The 18,056-nt window shown below is 67.7% G+C and carries 17 protein-coding genes; 4 read left to right on the top strand and 13 right to left on the bottom strand.

Features of this window, described 5'->3' with window-relative positions:
- Positions 1 to 273: 273 nt before the first annotated feature.
- The 11 genes from ABLE93_RS04395 to ABLE93_RS04345 form a co-directional block, all read right to left on the bottom strand.
- Positions 274 to 1,119: a hypothetical protein gene (locus tag ABLE93_RS04395; protein WP_348838157.1), complete on the bottom strand. Its 846-nt coding sequence runs from the start codon at positions 1,117 to 1,119 to the stop codon at positions 274 to 276.
- A 32-nt stretch (positions 1,120 to 1,151) separates the two neighbouring features.
- Entirely contained in the window at positions 1,152 to 2,873 is a 1,722-nt protein-coding gene (locus tag ABLE93_RS04390) for a C40 family peptidase (protein ID WP_348838155.1), read from the bottom strand.
- A 270-nt stretch (positions 2,874 to 3,143) separates the two neighbouring features.
- On the bottom strand, positions 3,144 to 5,156 hold the full coding sequence (locus ABLE93_RS04385; RefSeq protein ID WP_348838154.1) for a tetratricopeptide repeat protein: 2,013 nt from the start codon (positions 5,154 to 5,156) through the stop codon (positions 3,144 to 3,146).
- Positions 5,157 to 5,364: 208 nt separating this feature from the next.
- On the bottom strand, positions 5,365 to 5,847 hold the full coding sequence (locus ABLE93_RS04380; RefSeq protein ID WP_348838153.1) for a GNAT family N-acetyltransferase: 483 nt from the start codon (positions 5,845 to 5,847) through the stop codon (positions 5,365 to 5,367).
- 59 nt (positions 5,848 to 5,906) lie between these two features.
- Positions 5,907 to 6,431 (bottom strand): DUF5943 domain-containing protein, encoded by a 525-nt coding sequence (locus ABLE93_RS04375; protein ID WP_348838152.1) that lies wholly within the window; start codon positions 6,429 to 6,431, stop codon positions 5,907 to 5,909.
- Between the two features lie 27 nt (positions 6,432 to 6,458).
- Positions 6,459 to 7,433, bottom strand: coding sequence for a dipeptidase (locus ABLE93_RS04370; RefSeq protein ID WP_510182964.1), 975 nt, complete (start codon positions 7,431 to 7,433; stop codon positions 6,459 to 6,461).
- Between the two features lie 52 nt (positions 7,434 to 7,485).
- Positions 7,486 to 8,544: an ABC transporter ATP-binding protein gene (locus ABLE93_RS04365; protein ID WP_348838150.1), complete on the bottom strand. Its 1,059-nt coding sequence runs from the start codon at positions 8,542 to 8,544 to the stop codon at positions 7,486 to 7,488.
- An 11-nt stretch (positions 8,545 to 8,555) separates the two neighbouring features.
- Positions 8,556 to 9,362 carry an ABC transporter permease gene (locus ABLE93_RS04360; protein ID WP_348838149.1) on the bottom strand — a complete coding sequence of 269 codons (807 nt, stop codon included), beginning with the start codon at positions 9,360 to 9,362 and terminating at the stop codon, positions 8,556 to 8,558.
- Between the two features lie 7 nt (positions 9,363 to 9,369).
- Positions 9,370 to 10,290 (bottom strand): ABC transporter permease, encoded by a 921-nt coding sequence (locus ABLE93_RS04355; protein WP_348838148.1) that lies wholly within the window; start codon positions 10,288 to 10,290, stop codon positions 9,370 to 9,372.
- A gap of 11 nt (positions 10,291 to 10,301) precedes the next feature.
- Positions 10,302 to 11,369: an ABC transporter substrate-binding protein gene (locus tag ABLE93_RS04350; protein ID WP_348838147.1), complete on the bottom strand. Its 1,068-nt coding sequence runs from the start codon at positions 11,367 to 11,369 to the stop codon at positions 10,302 to 10,304.
- A gap of 91 nt (positions 11,370 to 11,460) precedes the next feature.
- Complete coding sequence (locus tag ABLE93_RS04345) at positions 11,461 to 12,171, bottom strand: isochorismatase family protein (RefSeq protein WP_348838145.1); 711 nt, start codon at positions 12,169 to 12,171, stop codon at positions 11,461 to 11,463.
- A gap of 128 nt (positions 12,172 to 12,299) precedes the next feature.
- Between ABLE93_RS04345 and ABLE93_RS04340 the strand changes: the two genes are divergently transcribed.
- Positions 12,300 to 13,193, top strand: coding sequence for a LysR substrate-binding domain-containing protein (locus ABLE93_RS04340; RefSeq protein WP_348838144.1), 894 nt, complete (start codon positions 12,300 to 12,302; stop codon positions 13,191 to 13,193).
- Positions 13,194 to 13,233: 40 nt separating this feature from the next.
- On the opposite strand, the gene ABLE93_RS04335 is transcribed toward ABLE93_RS04340, so the two are convergent.
- Positions 13,234 to 14,067: a helix-turn-helix transcriptional regulator gene (locus ABLE93_RS04335; RefSeq protein ID WP_348838142.1), complete on the bottom strand. Its 834-nt coding sequence runs from the start codon at positions 14,065 to 14,067 to the stop codon at positions 13,234 to 13,236.
- Between the two features lie 91 nt (positions 14,068 to 14,158).
- On the opposite strand from ABLE93_RS04335, the gene ABLE93_RS04330 reads away from it, so the two are divergent.
- Entirely contained in the window at positions 14,159 to 15,055 is an 897-nt protein-coding gene (locus ABLE93_RS04330; RefSeq protein ID WP_348838141.1) for an SDR family oxidoreductase, read from the top strand.
- 36 nt (positions 15,056 to 15,091) lie between these two features.
- Here the strand turns inward: ABLE93_RS04330 and ABLE93_RS04325 are convergent, their stop codons facing one another.
- Positions 15,092 to 15,994 (bottom strand): LysR family transcriptional regulator, encoded by a 903-nt coding sequence (locus ABLE93_RS04325; RefSeq protein ID WP_348838140.1) that lies wholly within the window; start codon positions 15,992 to 15,994, stop codon positions 15,092 to 15,094.
- Between the two features lie 111 nt (positions 15,995 to 16,105).
- On the opposite strand from ABLE93_RS04325, the gene ABLE93_RS04320 reads away from it, so the two are divergent.
- Both ABLE93_RS04320 and ABLE93_RS04315 read left to right on the top strand, forming a co-directional pair.
- On the top strand, positions 16,106 to 16,897 hold the full coding sequence (locus ABLE93_RS04320) for a cysteine hydrolase family protein (protein ID WP_348838139.1): 792 nt from the start codon (positions 16,106 to 16,108) through the stop codon (positions 16,895 to 16,897).
- Between the two features lie 19 nt (positions 16,898 to 16,916).
- A complete protein-coding gene (locus tag ABLE93_RS04315) occupies positions 16,917 to 17,960 on the top strand; it encodes an ABC transporter substrate-binding protein (protein ID WP_348838137.1) in 1,044 nt (347 codons plus the stop codon).
- Positions 17,961 to 18,056 lie beyond the last annotated feature (96 nt).

Raw genomic sequence — 18,056 nt, 5'->3', positions numbered from 1 at the left:
CGACGGTGGAGAAGAGCGCCGATGGGGCCGGTCGAAAATTCGGAGCCGGGAGGCGCTTGGTGCATGGATACCCATCAAGCGAAGCTTGACCGTCTCCTTGATGCCATTCTGTGTTACCTCCCATCGCCCGCTGTTTTTGCGCCAGCTTTAGCGAATTGATCTAGTATAAATGCTTGGCCCGTCGCTTCCAAGCCGCCCGATCAACTTGCTGTGGATCGGACGCGGTGCCGCCGCTGCGGTCGGTTCGCGACCGCGCGTGGAAAATACTCCGTCTCAGATGCTCTGCACGAAATCCACGATGGCGCGGCGTGCGAAGCGGCCCGCATAGATTTCGCGCGAGAAGGGCACGGGCGGATCGCCGGCGTTGTCGCTCCGGCGATGGCCGAGGGCGACGATGCGGTAGACTTGCTCGCCCGCCTCTACGGCATGCCCGCCATAGGTCGGGAAGCGGGTGACGTCGGCGAAGAACAGGGCCTTGAGGCGGGTGCCGATCGCGCTGCCGGCGCCGATGACACCGACGATGGCCGGCTTCGCGCGCAGCTCTTCCGCGGGGTCCGCCACCGTGTCCACGTGGATGGACACATCGCCCACCGCCGCTTTGCGGATGATGCGGACCGAAACCCAGGCCTTGTCCTGAGGCGGCTGGGGCCGCGCCTCAGACGGCTCAACCGGCGGCCGCAGACCCAGCGCCTTGAAGAGCTGGTATACTGCCGCGCTGCCGCCAGCGAGCACCATGGCGGAGAGGAAGCGGGAGAGCGGCCCCTGGCTCCCCTCACCGCCGGCAGAGGCGATGATGCGATAGACGACGTCGTAGTTGAACAAGGTGACGATCGCATAGCCGAAGGCCACCATAATGATGGTCTTCACTGCTTTTCCGTTGAAGAATTCGCGGTAGAGCCGCCAGTTGAACAGCGTAGCCAGCGCTGATTCCAGGATGGTCGCGACAACGAACAGGCCGACCAGCTCGTTGGCAAGCCCGCTCACAAGCACAGCGGGACCGACGCCGGCGTCCTGCGCCAGCGCGCGTCCTGTAAGCAACGGAAGGATGATGAGCGGAGGGGCGAGAAGAAGGCCAAGCAGGCCCCAAGACAGGATGCGAAACAGGCGGCTCCTGCCCATCATGCCAGCCGTGGGCAATTCCCCATCCATGGCTAGACCTTGAAGCCGTCGAGGACGCCGCTCGTAGCGAGCTTGCGGACACCGGACTCGACCGTGCCGATGCGTTCCTTGTAGGTCGGCCATCCGATCTTCTTCAGGCTGGCCTCGGGGCTGGGCGAGGATATCGCGCGCGCCATTTCGGCATAGGTGCCGCGACCCTGGTGGAGGATGTCCATGACCCAGAGCGCGGTGCGCCAGTCCTTGCCATCGAAGCCGTTCACCTTGGTCTTCGCGGTCTTCAGCTTGGCCTGCATGCGGTTCACGAAGACCTCGATCTGCAGCTCCTTGGCCTTCGGATCCAGCCGCAGCCAGTTCATCAGCCGGGCCGCCACCGAGAGCTCGCGGTCGTCCACCTTGGTGGCGGACGGGTTGAGGTAGGCCATGAGCCGCGCGAGCTGGTTCTCCTTCTTCCCGTTCGGGCGCGTGACCAGCACCACTTCCTCGAGATCCTCGAACGTGGACCCCTTCTTGAGGTGCAGGGTCTTCTTGCCGGCGGCATTCTTGAGCAGGCTGAGCTCGGGAAAATGCTGCGTCGCGTCCGGCAGCTCGATGAGCTTGCGGAAGTATTCGATAAAGTTCTCGCCCGGCGTATGCGCTGCGAGCTGCGGGGCGCCGAAGGTGAAGGCGGCGCGGTCGTAGGTGTTCAGGGTGGCGAAGCGGCCACCTCCCTCCGCGCAGAGGGTGGGCTCGATGAAATGGCCCCATGGCCCGAGCGCCGGGAAGTCGCTCGCCTTGTAGGTTCCGAACCTCAGGCTGTCGCGGATCGCCATGGTGCCCTGAAACAGTCCGAGGCGATGCATGTCGTCGGAGTAGGAGGTGACGGACCCCACGATGAAGGTCTCGCCTGCCTTGGTCTTCGCGGTGAAGGTGCGGCCGCTCTGCGATATGCCCACGATGCCGTCGAAATCGACGGGCGGCGGCAGCGCGACCTTGGCGGGGCCTTTCGGCGTGCGCGCCTCGGCATAGATGCGGACATCGTCCTCGGTCGCCACGATGGGATAGTCAAGGCCGAGGGCATTCAGCGTCTGCCGACCCACGACACCGTCCACTTCCAGCCCGTTCGCAGCCTGGAAGGTCACGATGGCGGCGTGGGTCATCGGCCCGAATTCGCCGTCGATCGGTCCGGGGTCGATGCGATGGCGCGCCAGGGCGCGCTGCAACGCGACGATCTCCGGGCCCTTGAAAGGCGGCCGGCGCAGCCAGAGCAGCCCTCCCGCCCATGGCGCCGGCGTCGGCTTCGCCGGGCGCGCCGATACCTTCCCGTATTCGACGCCGGGCAGGAGGCAGCCGATGCTCCACGGCCGGGTGTCCGCCTTCTTGAAGATGCCGACACCAAAGGCGGCCCCGCGGGCCTCCAGCGTGCTTTCACCGTCGCCGATGGCGAACGCCACATGGCCGATGGGCCCCTGGGCCGGCGCCCGGATCAGCACCGCCCCCGGGATCGAAAGGGCATCCTTCCAGGAGATAACGGTGGCCTTCTGCTTCGCCTCGGAATACCAGTATCCGGAATAGGGGTCTGCTTGCGAAACCTTGCTCACCTTGCCGGCGCCGAAGATCAGCCCATAGGACTGATAGGCACACCACGACGTGAACTCGGCGCAGTCCCAAGGCCCGCGCCAGGTCGGGTTGTCCAGTGGCACCCTGGCTCCGAGGACATATTTATCGCCGAGGTGTTTCGAACCGACGTCGATGACATCCTGTCCCAGCATCGACATAGCTTTTCTCCCAGCCGGAACGGCGCAGGCGTGAAGAGCCGCGCGCCGGCGACGGCTTCGGGTGCGGTCCGACCGTCGCGGTGTCGAGGTTTTGAGGAGGCCAGAAGACCACGCACCGCACGAAGCTGCGTCCCTCAAACGAAGGATGGGGCAGCGCTGGTGTCTGGGAAGTGGGGAGGATTTCGGGGTGGGGGAGCGCCGGCCGCGCTGACGAACAGACCGCCAGCTGCATGAGAAAACGAGCGCGACTTCGGGGGCTATCCGAGCGCTTTACGCGTCTGTCCGTGCCAGTCCATGACCACCCCCTTGGCGAAGGCCCTTACGCTCTCTTGCGGCCGAGGCGATCTCCTGAAACACGCTCGACCAGTCTCCCGCTCGTCTCTGCCGGAAGAGCCGAAGGCTCGGAAAGAACGGGGTGCGCTCTCCGGTGTAGCCCCAGCGCCAGTCGGGCACCGCTCTCAGGGCAACGAAGGCGGGGCAGCCGGATGCGCCGGCGAGATTGGCGATCGCCGTATCTGTGGTGACCACCAGGTCCAGCTGGTGCATCAGGGCGAGGGTGTCCACGAAAATGCCGTCCGCGTCCCGATCAGGCGACGGCCGCACGATGGCGTCCGCGAACGGCACCTCCTCCAGCTGCTCGATGCCGGCGCCATGCTGGAGGCTGACGAGGCGTACGCCCTCGATCTCCGCCAGAGGCGCAAACTGCGCCAGCGGCGCGGAGCGCCCCACGTCGACAGTGCGAGAGGGATTGCCCTGCCAGTTGATGCCGATGGTGAAGACGCCGTCATCCCGTAAAGACTGCCAGCGGTCCATCCGTTCGGGCAACGGAGCAAGATAGGGAGCGGCGGGCCACCGGTCGGGATCGGCACAGACGAGATGGGGCAGGCTGCCGAGCGGCGCCCACCGCAGCCCCGGCATCGCCAGATCGATGCCGGACAGATCGCCGATGACCGGCACCCGTTCGTCCAGGCTGCGCAGCAAAGGCACGAGCCCCGGGCGCGTGAGCAGCACCGCACGCATGCCCCGGTCTGCCAGCAGCGGCACGAGGCGGGCGAAAAGAATGTCGTCGCCGATGCCCTGTTCGCCCAGTACCACCAGAAGGGATGGGTCCTCATGCCCATCCCACCGGGTGAAGGGGAGGGGCTTGAAGGGCGGCGGCAGGATGCGTTCGCGGTGCTCGTAGAGCGCCCAGCCCGTCTCCCAATGACCGCGGGCGAGATCGTCTCCGGCCTGCGAGTACAAGGCGTAGGGCTGGTGCGGGTCAGCCTTAACGGCACGGTCGAGGGCAGGGCGCACCTCTTCGCGGCGGCCCTGATCGGCGAGAAGGCGGGCCCGCGAGACATGGGCGGCCGCAAGCCGCGGGTTGAGGGCAAGGGCTGCGTCAATGTCCTTCATGGCCCCCGCGGCATCGTCCAGCGCGCGCCGGATTTCCGCCCGCAGCTGCAGCAGCATGGCCGATTTCGGATCGATGCGCAGGGCGCGCTCGCATGCGTCGCGCGCGGCGGGAAAGTCCTCGAGGAGATGCAGCACAGAAATCAAACGGCCGAGAAAGACGACATTTTCGGGCGCGAGCGCTACCGCCCGCTCCAGGCTGATGCGGGCGCCCTTCCAGTCGCCAGTGCCCAGCTGAGCCTGCGCGCGCAGGAACTCGGCATCGGGCAGGCGCTGTGACAGGCCAAGGGCCTTTTGCGTGACGGCAAGCACGTCTTCCGGTCGGCCGAGCTCGAGCAGCGTGCCGGCCATGTTGATCAAATGGATCGGCTGCCAGGGCTCCATCGCCACGAGCGCCTCGCTGTCGCGCAGGGATGGCTCTAGTTTACCCATGCGCGCCAAAGCGTTGGCTCGGTTGGCGAGCGCTTCGACCGAGCGGGGGTCGGTAGCTAGGACCGCGTCGTAGGCGGCGACGCCCTCGGCATGGCGGCCGAGCGCGCAAAGCGCGTTGCCGGCCAGGAATCGGGCCTCCAACAGCGTGCCGTCGAGGGCTAGCGCGCTCTCGAAAGCGGCAAGCGCCTGCTGCGCGTGGCCCATGGCCTGGTGACACATGCCAAGCAGCATCGCGGAATGGGGCAGGCGCGGATGGCTTTCCCGCAGGCGCCTTGCCGTAACCGTTGCCTCTTTGACGCGGCCCACTTGAAGCAGCTCAAGAATCAACAGCCGCTGGATACCGAAGGCAGCGGGCTGAAGTCGTGCGAGCTGGCGATAGATGGCGAGCGCATCCTGAAATTGCCCCGCCTTGTGCAGTTCGGCTGCGCGAGAGAGCGCTGCTGATACGTCGGCCGACATCGGGTGCCTGGACCTCGCTCAAGATGAGCCAAACGGAGCGACCTCATTAAGTCTTCGGTCAAGACTGTCAACCGTCGCATACGGGTGCAGGGAACTGAAGCCAAACCGTAATAGGCGTGCGCGACCGACGATGACGTCGCGTAAGAGGAGCGATTTTTCTGCCGCGGAGCCGGGATGGCGCACGGCCGCCGCGCGGAAACACCTCGCCTCAGGGCAGGCTGGCCCCGCGCCATTCCATCCGGAACGTGCGGCGGCCGGACATGGGATTTTGGCCCTCCGACACGATGGCGAGACCCATCTTCTCGTAGAAGCGCACGGCCCGCGGATTGTCCTGGTTCACATCCAGGGCGACGAGGCGGGGCGAGAGGCGCCGGGCCTCGGCCATGAGCGCCTCGGCCGTGCCCTTGCCCCAGAATCGCGGATCGACCGCCAGCTGGTCGAGGTAACCGGTGTCCGGATGGATGACGACGAAGCCCGCCACCGGCCCACCCTCCGCCGCGGCCACGCGGATCAAGGCGCCGTCGGCGGCAAGCCTGTCGAGATGGCCTTCCAGCCAGGGCAGCCGTTCGGCGAAGTCGATGTCCGGCATGGTCCGCGCCCAGGTCTCCACCCACAGGCGGCCCATGGCGGGCCGGTCGTCCGCGGTCGCGGCTGCGAGGGTGTAGCGGACGGGGTCGAGGGACGGGGACATGGCGCGCTCCGGCGAGTGCCCCCACACTGACCGGCGGCGGTTGCCGCCGATTTAACGCCTCACGCCTGCGTCACCTCGAACAGGCAATGGTCGAACCCCTCGGCGGCGCATTGCACCTCGCGTGCTTCCAGCCGCCGCGGCGCGCCCGCCTGCTTGCAGACGAACTCCAGCGCTCCCGCGAGCCAGGGCGCGAACATGTAGCAGAGCCTGCGTCCGGCGCCTTTCGTCGCCTCGGTGACGAAGGAGGAATGATCGAGGCGGATGGTGGCGGTGCCCGCCGCCGGGTCGATGGCAAGGATTGAGAAGCGCCCCCAGCCGCGCTGGCCGAGCCGCTTCATGTAATGGGCGAACACGTCCGTGCCGGTGAGGCCGTAGACCTCAGCCTGCCGCTCGCACCACACGAAGGCGGAAAGCCGCCCGGCGGGGGCGAGGGTGGCGTCGAACGCCTCGGCCCCCATCGCCGCCTCGATGGCGAAGTGGTTGTTGTTGTAGAAGTGCTGCGGCACCAGGATCATGGGCATCTTGTCCACGAACCAGCGGCCGGTCGCCTCGTCCACGTCGATCTCGACCTCGGGCTTCGCCATGGGAACCTCGCGCGATGGGGGAGGGGCTTAGGCGCCCCAGACGTCCTTGAGCAGCTGGAGCCAGTTCTGCCCCATCACCTTCTCGATGCGGGAAGAGGACCAGCCGCGTTTCTCCATGGCCGCCGTGAGGTTGGGGAAATCGCCGATCTCGCGGAAGCCTTCCGGATTGATGACCGCGCCGAAGTCGGTGAGCTTGCGGCCGAAGCCCTTGTCGTGGGTGATCCAGTCGAAGAAGGGCTTGCCGTAGCCCTGGGTGAAGTCCGTGCCGACACCCACCACGTCCTCGCCGGCGATGTCGATCACGTAGTCCATCGCCTCCACATAGTCGGCGACGGTCGCCTCCGGCCCCTTCTTCAGGAAGGGCGGGAACATGGTGACGCCGATGAAGCCGCCCTTGTCGGCGATGAAGCGCAGCTGCGCGTCGCTCTTGTTGCGCGGATGGGCCTTCAGCCCCGCCGGCAGGCAGTGGGAATAGGCGACGCGCTGCTTCGAAGCGAGGATCACGTCTTCCGAGGTCTTCGGACCCACGTGGGAGAGATCGCACAGGATGCCGAGGCGGTTCATCTCCGCCACCACGTCGCGGCCGAAGTCGGAGAGGCCGCTGTCGCGGCTCTCGTAGCAGCCGGAGCCCACCCAGTTCTGGGTGTTGTAGGTCATCTGGATGATGCGCACGCCGAGTTCGTGGAAGAGCTCCAGATATTCGATGCGGTCCTCGATGGCGGAGGTGTTCTGCCAGCCGAGGATGATGCCGGTCTTGCCCTCCTCTTTCGCCTTGAGGATGTCGGCCGTCGTGTAGACCTGGAAGATGAGGTCCGCGTTGGCCGCAAGGTCCTTCTTCCATTTGGCGATGTTGCGCATGGTCTCGGTGAAGTTCTCCCACACCGAGCAGGTGCAGTTGGCGGCGGTGAGGCCGCCCTTGCGCATGTCCTCGAACACGGGCCGGGAGAAGTCGGAAATGATGAGCCCGTCGATGACGATGAGCTTGTCGTGCAGGTCGGACACGGTGTCTTCCTCGATGGGGTGTTCTTGCTCGATCAGGTGTTCTTGCGATGGATCAGGCCGGCACCAGCACGCCGGCCTCCGGCAGCCAGGAGGCACGCACCGGCTGGCCGGCGGCGAGCGGCGCAGGTCCGCCCAACGCAGGGGAGGGGCGCCGGGCGATGAGGGTGAGGCCGGACGTGGTCCGGACCCGGTAGTCGATGACGAGGCCGCGGTAGGTCACGAACTCCACCACGGCCGGCAGGCTGTTGGCTCCGGCTTCGCCAGGCTCGCCGAGGGCCACGCGCTCCGGCCGCAGGGCGAGCGAGAGGTCGCTGCCGGCCGCGCCCATGGGCACCGCCACCTCCTCGCCGCCGTCGAGGCGGAAGCGACCGGCGCCGCACACCTCGCCGGGCAGCAGGTTGGTGACGCCCATGAATTCCGCGGCGAAGCGCGAGGCCGGCCGGCCGAAGAGGTCGTCGGGCGCGCCCTGCTGCTCGATGCGCCCTGCGCGCATCAGCACCACGCGATCGGCCACCGAGAGGGCCTCGTCCTGGTCGTGGGTGACGAAGACGGTGGTGATGCCCAGCTGCTGCTGGATGGCGCGGATCTCAAGCTTCATCTCGTTGCGCAGCTGGGCGTCCAGGTTGGACAAAGGCTCGTCGAGCAGCAGCACGTCCGGCTCGATGACCAGGGCGCGGGCCAGGGCGACGCGCTGCTGCTGGCCGCCGGAGAGCTGCTTGGGCAGGCGGTCGGCGAGGTGGGCAAGCTTCACCCGGTCGAGGGCGATCTGCACCTTCCGCGCGATCTCCGCCTTCGGCAGCTTGCGCATCTGGAGCCCGAAGGCGACGTTCTCGCCGACGCTCATGTGGGGGAAGAGCGCGTAGTTCTGGAAGCCGAAGCCCATGTTGCGCTTGTTGGGCGGCAGGCCGGTGAGATCGCGCCCGCCCACCAGGATGCGCCCCTCGGTGACCGGAATGAACCCGCCGATCATGCGCAGCGTCGTGGTCTTGCCGCAGCCGGAGGGGCCGAGCAGCGCCACCAATTCTCCCTCCTTGATGGCGAGGGACACATGGTCCACGGCGAGCGCGCCGTCGTAGCGCTTGACGATGGACTGGAGGACGACATCCGACATGGGCTCCCTCCTCAGAAAGCGCGCGAAAGGCGAGCGTAGCGGTCGGAGACCAGCAGCAGCACGCCGATGATGAGGATCTGCACGGTGGCCACCGCCGCCACCGTCGAATCCAGGTTCCATTCGAGATAGGAGACGAGGGCGATCTGCAGCGTGGTCCGCCCCGGCCCCACGAGGAAGATCGACTTCTCCAGGTCGATGAAGGAGATGACGAAGGAGAACAGCGCCGCCGCCACGATGCCCGGCTTGATGATGGGCAGCGTCACCCGGAAGAAGGTGGTGAGCCGTCCCGCCCCGAGCGACTGCGCCGCCTCCTCATAGGCGGGGCTCATGCCCACCAGCGAGGCGGTGACGAGGCGCACCGTCCACGGCAGGGCGATGAGGCCGTGGGCGACGAGGAGGCCAGGCAGGGTGCCGGAGATGTCCACGTCCAGCAGCACCTCCAGCTCGATGAAGGCCATGAACAGCGCGGCGCCGCCGACGATCCCCGGCACTACCATGGGCGAGAGCAGCAGGGTCTGGATGGCGTCGCGGCCGGGGAAGCGCCCGCGCACCAGGGCGAGGCTCGCCGGCACGCCCAGCGCCAGCGAGATGGCCACCGCGATCAGCGCCGTCTCGACGCTGGTGACGAAGCCGTTGCGGAAGGAGTCCATCTGCCAGGCCCGGACATACCAGTCGAAGGTGTAGCCGGTGGCGGGGAAGGACAGGATGCGGTTGGCGAAGAAGCTCACCCAGACCACCGCGCCCAGCGGCAGCACCACGAAGGCGAGCACGATGGCGCTGATGGCGGCATAGACGCGGTTGATGGCGAGAGGTTCCATGGCTGCCTCACTCGCTCCAGCGCCGGTAGCGGCGCTGCACCAGGATGTTGGCGGTGGTGGTGAGCACCAGCGTCACCGCCATGAGGACGAAGGCGAGCGCCGCACCGAACGGCCAGTTCATGGCCTTGGCCACCTGCTGGTAGACGGTGGGCGCCATCATGTGGAAGGTCGGTCCGCCGATGAGCACGGGCGTCGCATAGGCGTTCATGGAGAGGATGAAGCACAGCATCGTCCCGGCGAGGATGCCGGGCAGGGCCAGCGGCAGCACCACGCGCCACAGCACGGTGAGATGGGAGGCGCCGAGCGACTGGGCGGCGGCCTCAAGATTGGCGTCGATGCCCTCGATGACGCTCTGCAGCGTCACGATCATGAAGGGCAGCAGCACCGAGACGAGGCCGATGACCACGGCGGTGGGGGTGTACATGAGCTTCACCGGAGAGAGGCCGACGGTCTCGACCACCGCATTGAACAGGCCCTTGTCACCGAGGATGACCATCCAGGCCGCGGTGCGCACTGCATTGCCCATGAGCAGCGGCAGCACCACGAGGAGCAGCAGCCGCCCCTTCCATTTCTCGCTCGCCTGCCGCGCGAGGAAATAGGCGACGGGGAAGCCGGCGAGGAGGCAGAGGGCGGTTGAGAGGGCCGAGATCCACAAGGTGGTGCCCAGCACCTCCTGGTAGAAGCTGTCGGCGAAGAAGCGGGCGTAATTCTCCAGCGTCAGCGCGTCCACCATCATCTGCCCCGGCACGAACCGGTTCAGCGAATAGCGGAACATCAGCGCAAGCGGCGCCATCAGCGCCACGACGACGAACAGCGTCGCCGGCACCGCAAGGCCGAAGGTGGGGGAAAGGCGCCGGCCTTCCCGCGCGGCCGGCGCGGGAAGGGGAAGGGCAGCGGCGCCGGTGGACGACCCGGCGGGGCTCGACACGGGATCCTCGCTCAGCGCGCGATGTTCTTGTTCCACCAGTCGAGCCATTCCGCCGTGTTCTTGGCCACGTGGGCGTAATCGGGGAATTTCAGCGCGGCGGCCTCCGCGGCGGTGAAGTCTACCTTGGCCTTGAGCTCGGGCGAAAGCTCCGCCTTGCCGTTGGCCGGGGCATAGAAGCTGGCGCCGGCGAGGCCCGCCATGGCCTTGGGGTCCAGCATGGCGTTGAAATAGATGTATGAGAGGTCCGGGCTCGGCGCCTTCTTCGGCAACGCCGCGCCAAACATCACCGCGATGGCGCCTTCGGAGGGGTAGCCGATGGCGAGGGGGGCGCCGTCATTGGCCCATTGCAGGCCGCGCGCCTTGTAGTTCACCGCGATGTCCACCTCGCCATTGACGAGGCCGGCGCCGAGCTGCTGGTGGGCGGCATAGATGCGCGGCTGGGTCAGTTCCTTCAGCTCGATAAGGCGCGCCTTGCCCTCCTCGGTATTGGTGACGTTTCCGCCCTTAATCAGGCCGGCCATCATGATGTAGTTGAAATAGAGCTGGTTGGTAAGGCCGATCTTGCCGGCCCACTTCTTGTCCCACAGCTCGGCGTAGGACTTGGGCGGGTTCGGCACCTTGTCCTTGTTGTAGATGATTGTCACGCCGCTGTAGAGCCACGGCACGAAGAAGGGCTTCGACTTCAGCGCGGGCACCACGTCCGCATAGTTCGGCACCTTGGAGAAGTCGATGTCCTCGATCACCTCCTGGCCGTTCAGCTCGACGCTGTCGCCTTCGTTGATGTGGATGACGTCGATGGTGCCGCGCCGCAGCCGCTTCTCGGCGATGAGCTTGGCCTTGCGCTCCGGCTCCATGCCGAGGTCGCGCACGATCTTGATTCCCTTGCTCTCGACGAGCGGGGCTTCCACGAACTTGATGGTCCGCTCGTTCCAGTCGCCGCCCCAGTTGGAGACCACGAGGGTCTTTTCCTGCGCGCGGGCAAGACCCGGCAGCGAGAGGACCGCGGCGCCGGCGCCGAGGCCGGCGAGGACGGCGCGGCGCGAGGGGGCGCCGGTGAGCTGGTCGATGAGCTTGGTCATGTCCGCCTCTGGATTATGATTTGAAGTCGAACGCGTAAAACCGGCGGCGCGGGAGGCGCCACCGGCAGGTGTCTTCAGAAGTGTACCGGCCTCACGCCGCCGCCTTGGACTTGCCGCCCACCTCGTCGAGATAGGCAATGCAGCGCTCCAGCGGCTCCACGTCGGCGAACTTGGCGTCGATGTCGAACAGGTTCCACGCCACCGCGCCGGGCACCCGGTCGCCGATGCACTCCTTCACCGCGATGGTGCGGAAGCCCTCGGCGAGGCCGTCGCACAAAGTGGTGCGCACGCAGGCGGAGGCGGTGACGCCGGTGACGAGGATGGTGTCCACGTTGTTGGCGCGCAGGAAGCCTGCGAGATAGGTGCCGTGGAAGGCCGACGCCCGCTTCTTGATGAGCACCTGCTCGCCCGCCACCGGCTCGATGCGGCTGTCGATGGCCCACAGCTCGGGCTTTGACTGGTCCACCACCTCGATGGGAATCTTGTGGTGCCACAGGCCCATGTCGGTGGCCGCCTTGGTCTCGTCCGTCACCTGGTAGCAGGTGGTGACATGGACCACGGGGTGGCCGTTGCGCCGGCAGGCGGCGAGCAGCGCCTGCACGCCGGGGATGATCTGCTCGTCGATCTTCTCGCAGGTGAAGGGATTGCCCGGGCGCGTCCAGGCATTGGCGAGGTCCACATTGATGAGCGCCGGCCGCCGGCCGAAGCCGACCCGCCGCTGGAAGCCGTTGCGCTGGTAAAGCTGCGTGGCCTGCTCGAAAGCGCGCGTCAGCGCCGCATCGAGGTCTTCCTCGAACGCCATGTCCTTGATCCCTGATGGTTTTATGCCCGTTGCCACCGGGCTCGCAGGGAGAAGATTGGGCAATTGCCGGCACGATGGGAAATTCTAATTTCGCGCTGATTGATGCCCTCTATGGTATAAGTTGAGCCATGCGCTTCGACCTTCGCCACCTCCGCTGCTTTGTGCTCCTTGCCGAGGAGCTGCATTTCGGCCGGGCCGCCCAGCGCGCCCACATGACCCAGCCGGGCATGAGCCGCCTGATCCGCGACCTGGAGGCGGATGTCGGCGTGCCGCTGTTCCAGCGCACCACCCGCACGGTGGCGCTCACCGAGGCCGGCAAGGTGTTCCTCGCCGAGAGCCGCGCCGCGCTGGAGCGGCTGGAGCGGGCCGTCACCAGGGCCCGGCGCACCGCCGGCGGCGAGGTGGGGGTGCTGCGCATCGGCTACATGGACTTCGCCATCAACGGCCGGCTCCCGGAATTTCTCAACGCCTTCAGCCGCTACCGGCCGGAGATCCGGCTGGAGCTGTCGTTCACCCCCACCCTCCAGCAGCAGGAGGCGCTGCTCGCGGAGCGCATCGACATCGGCTTCATGATCGGCCCTTTCGAGGAGGAGGGGATGGCGAGCTACACGTTCGACGACAACCGCTACGTCGCCCTCCTCCCCGTCACCCACCCGCTCTCCAACGTGCGGACGCTGCGCCTGGCGGACCTTGCGGATCAACCGTTTGTGCTGGGTTCGGGGACCAATTGGGGGGCGTTCCGCACGGCGTTTTTTGCCGTGTGCCACCGGGCCGGGTTCACGCCGCGCATCGTGCAGGAGGCCTCGTCGTCGGAGGGAATCTTCGGGCTGGTGGCGGCGGGTGCGGGTGTTTCAGTCTATGCCAGCTGCGTGAGAAACGTGCAGCGGCGCGGGATTGTGATCCGCGACCTTGATGACGTGGCCGACAAGCTCGTCACCTGTGCCGCCTGGGCGACGCCGGTGCGGGCGCCGGCGGTGGCGATCTTCACCGACTACATGCGCCAGGTGTGGGGCGGCAGCTGAGGCACCGGCACCCGGCACGAACACCTTCATACGCGCCGGTTCACCCTGGGTTTTCGATCAGCTTCCGGATACGTTCGGCGTCTTCCGGCAAGGGAGGCGTGTAGACCACCATGCTGAGGTCGGGGCGACCGTCCACGGCGAAGGCGGAATACTCGAGCGTCACCGGCCCAAGGATGGGATGGCGGATCTGCTTCACCACCTCGCCCTGACCGTAGACCTCGTTGTCGCGCCACATGGCGGCGAACTCGGGACTGAGGCGGCAGAGCTCCTCCACCAGGGGCTGGACCTCCGCCGCCGCGCCGGCCCGCGCGGCGTCGATGCGGAACGCGCCGACCACGAAGCGCGCCACGCCTTCCCAGTCCGATTGGGCGGCGCGCACGCGGGGGTCGAGGAAGATGAAGCGCAGGACGTTGCGCCGGTCGGGGGGAAGCTTGCCGTAGTCGGTCAGCATCGCCGCCGCCGCCCGGTTCCAGGCCACGACGTCCCATGTGGCGGTGCGGATGAGGGCGGGGCTCGGGTCGAGGGCGTCTAGCACCCGCTGGAGGCGGGGCGTGACCGCATCGCTCCTGCGGTAGCGCGCCTCGGGAGCGCGGCCGAGGCCGAGCAGGAACAGATGCTCCCGCTCCACCTCCGTCAGCATCAGGGCGCGGGCGATGCGCTCCAGCACGTCGGCGGAGGGCGCGCCGCCGCGACCCTGCTCCAGCCACGTGTACCAGGTGGCGCTGATGTTGGCGCGCTGCGCCACCTCCTCGCGGCGCAGGCCCGGCGTGCGCCGGCGCCCTGGCGGAAAGCCGAAGGCGGCGGGGTCGAGCCTTCCGCGCCGGTCCTTGAGGAAGCCGCCGAGCGGGCGGGGGTCGGGGGGGTGGTCGCTCATGCTGGTTGTTATTATACCCCTATAAGATCACTACTTTACCAGAATAGATCGGACGCCGAGACTTGTCTGCGAGAAATGCGGAGACGTGCTCATGCGTGTGTTTGTAACCGGCGCGACCGGTTTCATCGGCTCGGCCGTGGTGGGCGAACTCGTCGCGGCCGGCCATGAGGTGCTCGGCCTGGCGCGGTCGCCGGATAAGGCGGCGGCCATCGCGGCGGCGGGGGCCGAGGTCCATCACGGGTCGCTGGAGGAGCCCGAGAGTCTTGCCAATGGCGCGGCGCGCTGCGACGGCGTCATCCACCTCGCCTTCAACCACGACTTCTCGCGCTACGTCGCCAATTGCGAGGACGACCGGCGCATCATCGCCACCCTCGGCGCAGCGCTCGCGGATACGGGGCGACCGCTGATCGTGACGACGGGCGCCATGATCGCCCACGCGGCGCCCGGCGTGCCGGCCCGCGAGAGCGACCCGCCGCTCCCCTCCGCCGTCCATCCCCGCGCGGCGACGGACGAGGCGGCCGCAGCGCTCGTCGCGCGCGGCGGCAACGTCTCGGTGGTGCGCCTGCCCCAGGTCCACGACACGGCGAGGCAAGGGCTCGTGAGCTACGCCATCGGGCTGTTTCGCCAGAAGGGCGTCTGCTCCTACGTGGGCGAGGGTGCCAATGTGTGGTCCGCGGGGCACGTGAGCGACGTGGCGCGGCTCTATCGCCTCGCCATCGAGAAGGCCAAGCCGGGCGCGATCTATCACGCCGTGGGCGAGGAGGGGGTCAGCCTGCGCGACATCGTCGGGACCGTCGGCCGCCGCCTCGCGCTGCCGGTCGCCTCCATCGCCCCGGCGGAGGCCGACGCGCAGTTCGGCTGGCTCGCGTCCTTCATGAAGGCGGACGCGCCGGCATCGAGCGACGAGACGCGAAAGGCGCTCGGATGGCAGCCCACGGGGCCGGGGCTGCTGGTGGATCTCGCCGCGCTCGATCTGACGCAGGCCTGAGCGCAGCGCTCCGCCCGGCCGGTTCGTCCGGCCCGGTCAGCCGCCGAGCGTCTTCAGCCCGGTGGCGAGATGCTCGGCGAACTGCGCACCGGCCAGCGGCAGGTTGCGGTCCCGCAGCTGGCCGAGCACCAGGTCGGCGGCATTGAGATCGCGCTCGTCCAGGGCCCGCACCACGATGCCGGCGGGCATGGCCGGGGGCAGCGCGCCGATCTGGATCTGGAAGGAGATCATGCCGCACTGGGCGACCAGCCCGCGCAGCAGCTCGAAGGAATTGCTCTCCGCCGCCACCGACAGGCGCAGGCCCGAGCGGGCGATGAATTCCTCGATCATCTGGCGCCCGCCGGTGGTGCGCTCGGGCAGGGCGAGGGGGAAGCCGGTGCAGTCGGCCAGCCGCAGCTTGGGCCGCTCCAGCAGCGGATGGCCGGCCGGCAGCAGAGCGACGAGGCGCTGCGGCACGGTCATCAGCGGGCGCAGCCGGCCGATGAAGGGCGCGCGGAACACCAGCACCAGATCCACCTCATAGCTCGCCAGGAGCGCGATCGCGCGCTCGTGGTCCGCCACCGCCACCTCGAAGCCCACCAGCGGATAGCGGGCGCGGAAGAGGCCGATCTGGCGCGGCAGGAAATCGTGCGCCACCGCCTGGCTGCAGGCGATCTTCACCGTGCCGCGCTTGAGGCCCCTCAGGTCCTCCAGCTGCTCGCGCATGCGCTCGGCATCGGACAATTGCTCGCGGATGTAGCGCACGAACACCTCGCCCGCCGCCGTGAGCTGCACGCCGCGCGCCCGGCGCTCCAGCAGCTTGGCGTCCAGTTCCGCCTCGATGTCCATGATGCGCCGGTTCAGCGCGGAGGGCGTCACGTTGAGCCGCTGCGCCGCGCCGCGGATGGATCGGCAGCGCGCCACCTCGTCGAGATAGCGAAGGAAGCGGAGATGGCGCATGGGCTGCGATCCTCTTGGTGCCGTTTCGGCTACAATCTGCGCAAAAATCAGCAATAGAACTTCTCACTCGCCCGACATAGCCTCCTCTCTCGAACGGGTCGCGATGCGTCCATGCCCCGCCCCGCCGAGAGCGCCTTCATGCCCGATGCTTCTCCCAAGCCGTTCGCCGCCGAAGGCGCCGTGCTGCGCCTTGCCCGCGCAAGGCCGGCGCCCCGGCCTGTGCAGGTTGCGGCCGAGCCCCAGCCGGTGGAGATCGACCTCGCCGCGACCGCCCTGGTGGTCGTGGACATGCAGAACGACTTCCTGCATCCCGACGGCTGGTTTCCTCAGGCGGGGGTCGACGCGTGGCCCCTGCGGGCGGTGATTCCCGCCGTGCGCACCCTGACGGAGGCGGCGCGCGCCTCGGGCGTTCCGGTGGTGTGGGTGAACTGGGGCGTGCGCGCCGACCGGGCGGAGCTGCCGGAGCCCATTCTGCTGAAGGCGGCCTGCGGCGGCACGCGCCCGGTCTATGCCGATCCTTCCGTCACCGGGCGGGGCGGCATCGTGGTGGAAGGCGAATGGGGCTCGCAGGTGGTCGACGAGCTTGCGGCCCAGCCCCGCGACCTCCTCGTCTACAAGCACCGGCTCTCCGGCTTCTTCGACAATGAGCTGGACAGCGTCCTGCGCGGGCGGGGCATCGACACCCTGCTGTTCGCCGGCATCAACATCGACCGCTGCGTCTTCGCGACCCTGTGCGACGCCACCTTCCACGGCTATGGCGTGGTGCTGGCGCAGGACGCCTGCGCGACTCCCTCGCCGGACTATGTGCGCGAAAGCGTGCTCTATCTCGTGCGCCTGCTTTATGGCGCCACCTGCTCCACCGCCGACCTCGCCGCCGCACTCAAAGACCGGAAACCGGCCTGACAGAGAAGGAACCTTTCAGATGACCCGCTGGACCCTTCGCCTCCGCCGCGCCGCGGCCGGCCTTGCCGCCGGCCTCGCCTTCGGCGCGCTCGCCACCGCCCCGGCGCTGGCCCAGACCAAGATCAAGATGGTGCTCAACTGGAAGTACCAGGGCCCCCAGGCCATGTTCTTCCTTGCCGAGGACAACGGGTACTTCAAGGCCGAGGGCCTCGACGTGACCCTCGACCAGGGCAACGGCTCCGGCGCCGCCGTGCCGCTGGTGGCCAACGGCACCTATGACGCGGGCTTCGGCGACATCAACGCCCTCATCGAGCTGGTGGCCAAGAAGCCGGAGGACGCCCCCATCGGCGTCTATGTGATGTTCAACCAGCCGCCCTTCACCGTCGCGGTCAAGGCCGACAGCCCGCTCAAGACCCCGCAGGACCTGGTGGGCAAGACGCTGGGTGGCGCCGCCAACGACGGCGCGCTGAAGCTGTTTCCCGCCTTCTGCAAGCTCGCCAAGATCGACTGCACCGGCATCAAGATCACCAACATGCAGCCCAACCTGCGCGAGCAGATGCTGATGCAGGGCCAGGTGGACGGCGTGTTCGGCTACGTCAACACCATCCGCTTCTCGGCGCGGCTCATTGGTGTGGAGGACAACAAGATCCGCTACATCAACTACGGCGACTACGGCATGGACCTCTACTCCAACGCCATCATCGTCTCGGCCAAGCTCGCCAAGGACAATCCCAAGGCGGTGGCGGGGCTGGTGCGGGCCATCAACAAGGGCCTGAAGGACATGCTGAAGGACCCGAAGGCCGGCGTCGCGGCGGTGCAGAAGCGCGAACTGCTCATCAAGCCGCAGGTGGAGCTGGAGCGCCTGGAGGCGACCCTGCGGGCCGAGATGAACCATCCCGAGATCGCCAAGATCGGCCTCGGTGCCATCGACCCCGAGCGCATGAAGCAGGCCATCGACATCCTGGTGGACGCCAACAAGCTGCCCACCACGCCGAAGGTGGAGCAGATCTTCACGCCCGCCTTCCTGCCGCCGCTGGAAGAGCGCGTCACCAAGCTGTTCTGATCGCGTCGCATGCCGCGAGGGCGGTCGGGGCGCGACCCCGGCCGACCCGACAGCACCAACAAGACAGCACCAACAAGACACAAGGACCGGGATCCG

Source organism: Xanthobacter pollutisoli, assembly GCF_040044995.1.
Taxonomy (GTDB): domain Bacteria; phylum Pseudomonadota; class Alphaproteobacteria; order Rhizobiales; family Xanthobacteraceae; genus Xanthobacter.
Note: the sequence above shows the minus strand (reverse complement) of the source record. Positions and strands in the feature narration are given on the sequence as shown.

Excerpts from the sequence above, each read along its gene's own strand:
- ABLE93_RS04315 (WP_348838137.1), top strand. The coding sequence starts at position 16,917 with ATGACCCGCTGGACCCTTCGCCTCCGCCGCGCCGCGGCCGGCCTTGCC.
- ABLE93_RS04385 (WP_348838154.1), bottom strand. The coding sequence starts at position 5,156 with ATGTCGGCCGACGTATCAGCAGCGCTCTCTCGCGCAGCCGAACTGCAC.
- ABLE93_RS04330 (WP_348838141.1), top strand. The coding sequence starts at position 14,159 with ATGCGTGTGTTTGTAACCGGCGCGACCGGTTTCATCGGCTCGGCCGTG.
- ABLE93_RS04390 (WP_348838155.1), bottom strand. The coding sequence starts at position 2,873 with ATGTCGATGCTGGGACAGGATGTCATCGACGTCGGTTCGAAACACCTC.
- ABLE93_RS04380 (WP_348838153.1), bottom strand. The coding sequence starts at position 5,847 with ATGTCCCCGTCCCTCGACCCCGTCCGCTACACCCTCGCAGCCGCGACC.
- ABLE93_RS04320 (WP_348838139.1), top strand. The coding sequence starts at position 16,106 with ATGCCCCGCCCCGCCGAGAGCGCCTTCATGCCCGATGCTTCTCCCAAG.
- ABLE93_RS04325 (WP_348838140.1), bottom strand. The coding sequence starts at position 15,994 with ATGCGCCATCTCCGCTTCCTTCGCTATCTCGACGAGGTGGCGCGCTGC.
- ABLE93_RS04360 (WP_348838149.1), bottom strand. The coding sequence starts at position 9,362 with ATGGAACCTCTCGCCATCAACCGCGTCTATGCCGCCATCAGCGCCATC.
- ABLE93_RS04340 (WP_348838144.1), top strand. The coding sequence starts at position 12,300 with ATGCGCTTCGACCTTCGCCACCTCCGCTGCTTTGTGCTCCTTGCCGAG.
- ABLE93_RS04350 (WP_348838147.1), bottom strand. The coding sequence starts at position 11,369 with ATGACCAAGCTCATCGACCAGCTCACCGGCGCCCCCTCGCGCCGCGCC.
- ABLE93_RS04335 (WP_348838142.1), bottom strand. The coding sequence starts at position 14,067 with ATGAGCGACCACCCCCCCGACCCCCGCCCGCTCGGCGGCTTCCTCAAG.
- ABLE93_RS04375 (WP_348838152.1), bottom strand. The coding sequence starts at position 6,431 with ATGGCGAAGCCCGAGGTCGAGATCGACGTGGACGAGGCGACCGGCCGC.
- ABLE93_RS04345 (WP_348838145.1), bottom strand. The coding sequence starts at position 12,171 with ATGGCGTTCGAGGAAGACCTCGATGCGGCGCTGACGCGCGCTTTCGAG.
- ABLE93_RS04365 (WP_348838150.1), bottom strand. The coding sequence starts at position 8,544 with ATGTCGGATGTCGTCCTCCAGTCCATCGTCAAGCGCTACGACGGCGCG.
- ABLE93_RS04395 (WP_348838157.1), bottom strand. The coding sequence starts at position 1,119 with ATGGGCAGGAGCCGCCTGTTTCGCATCCTGTCTTGGGGCCTGCTTGGC.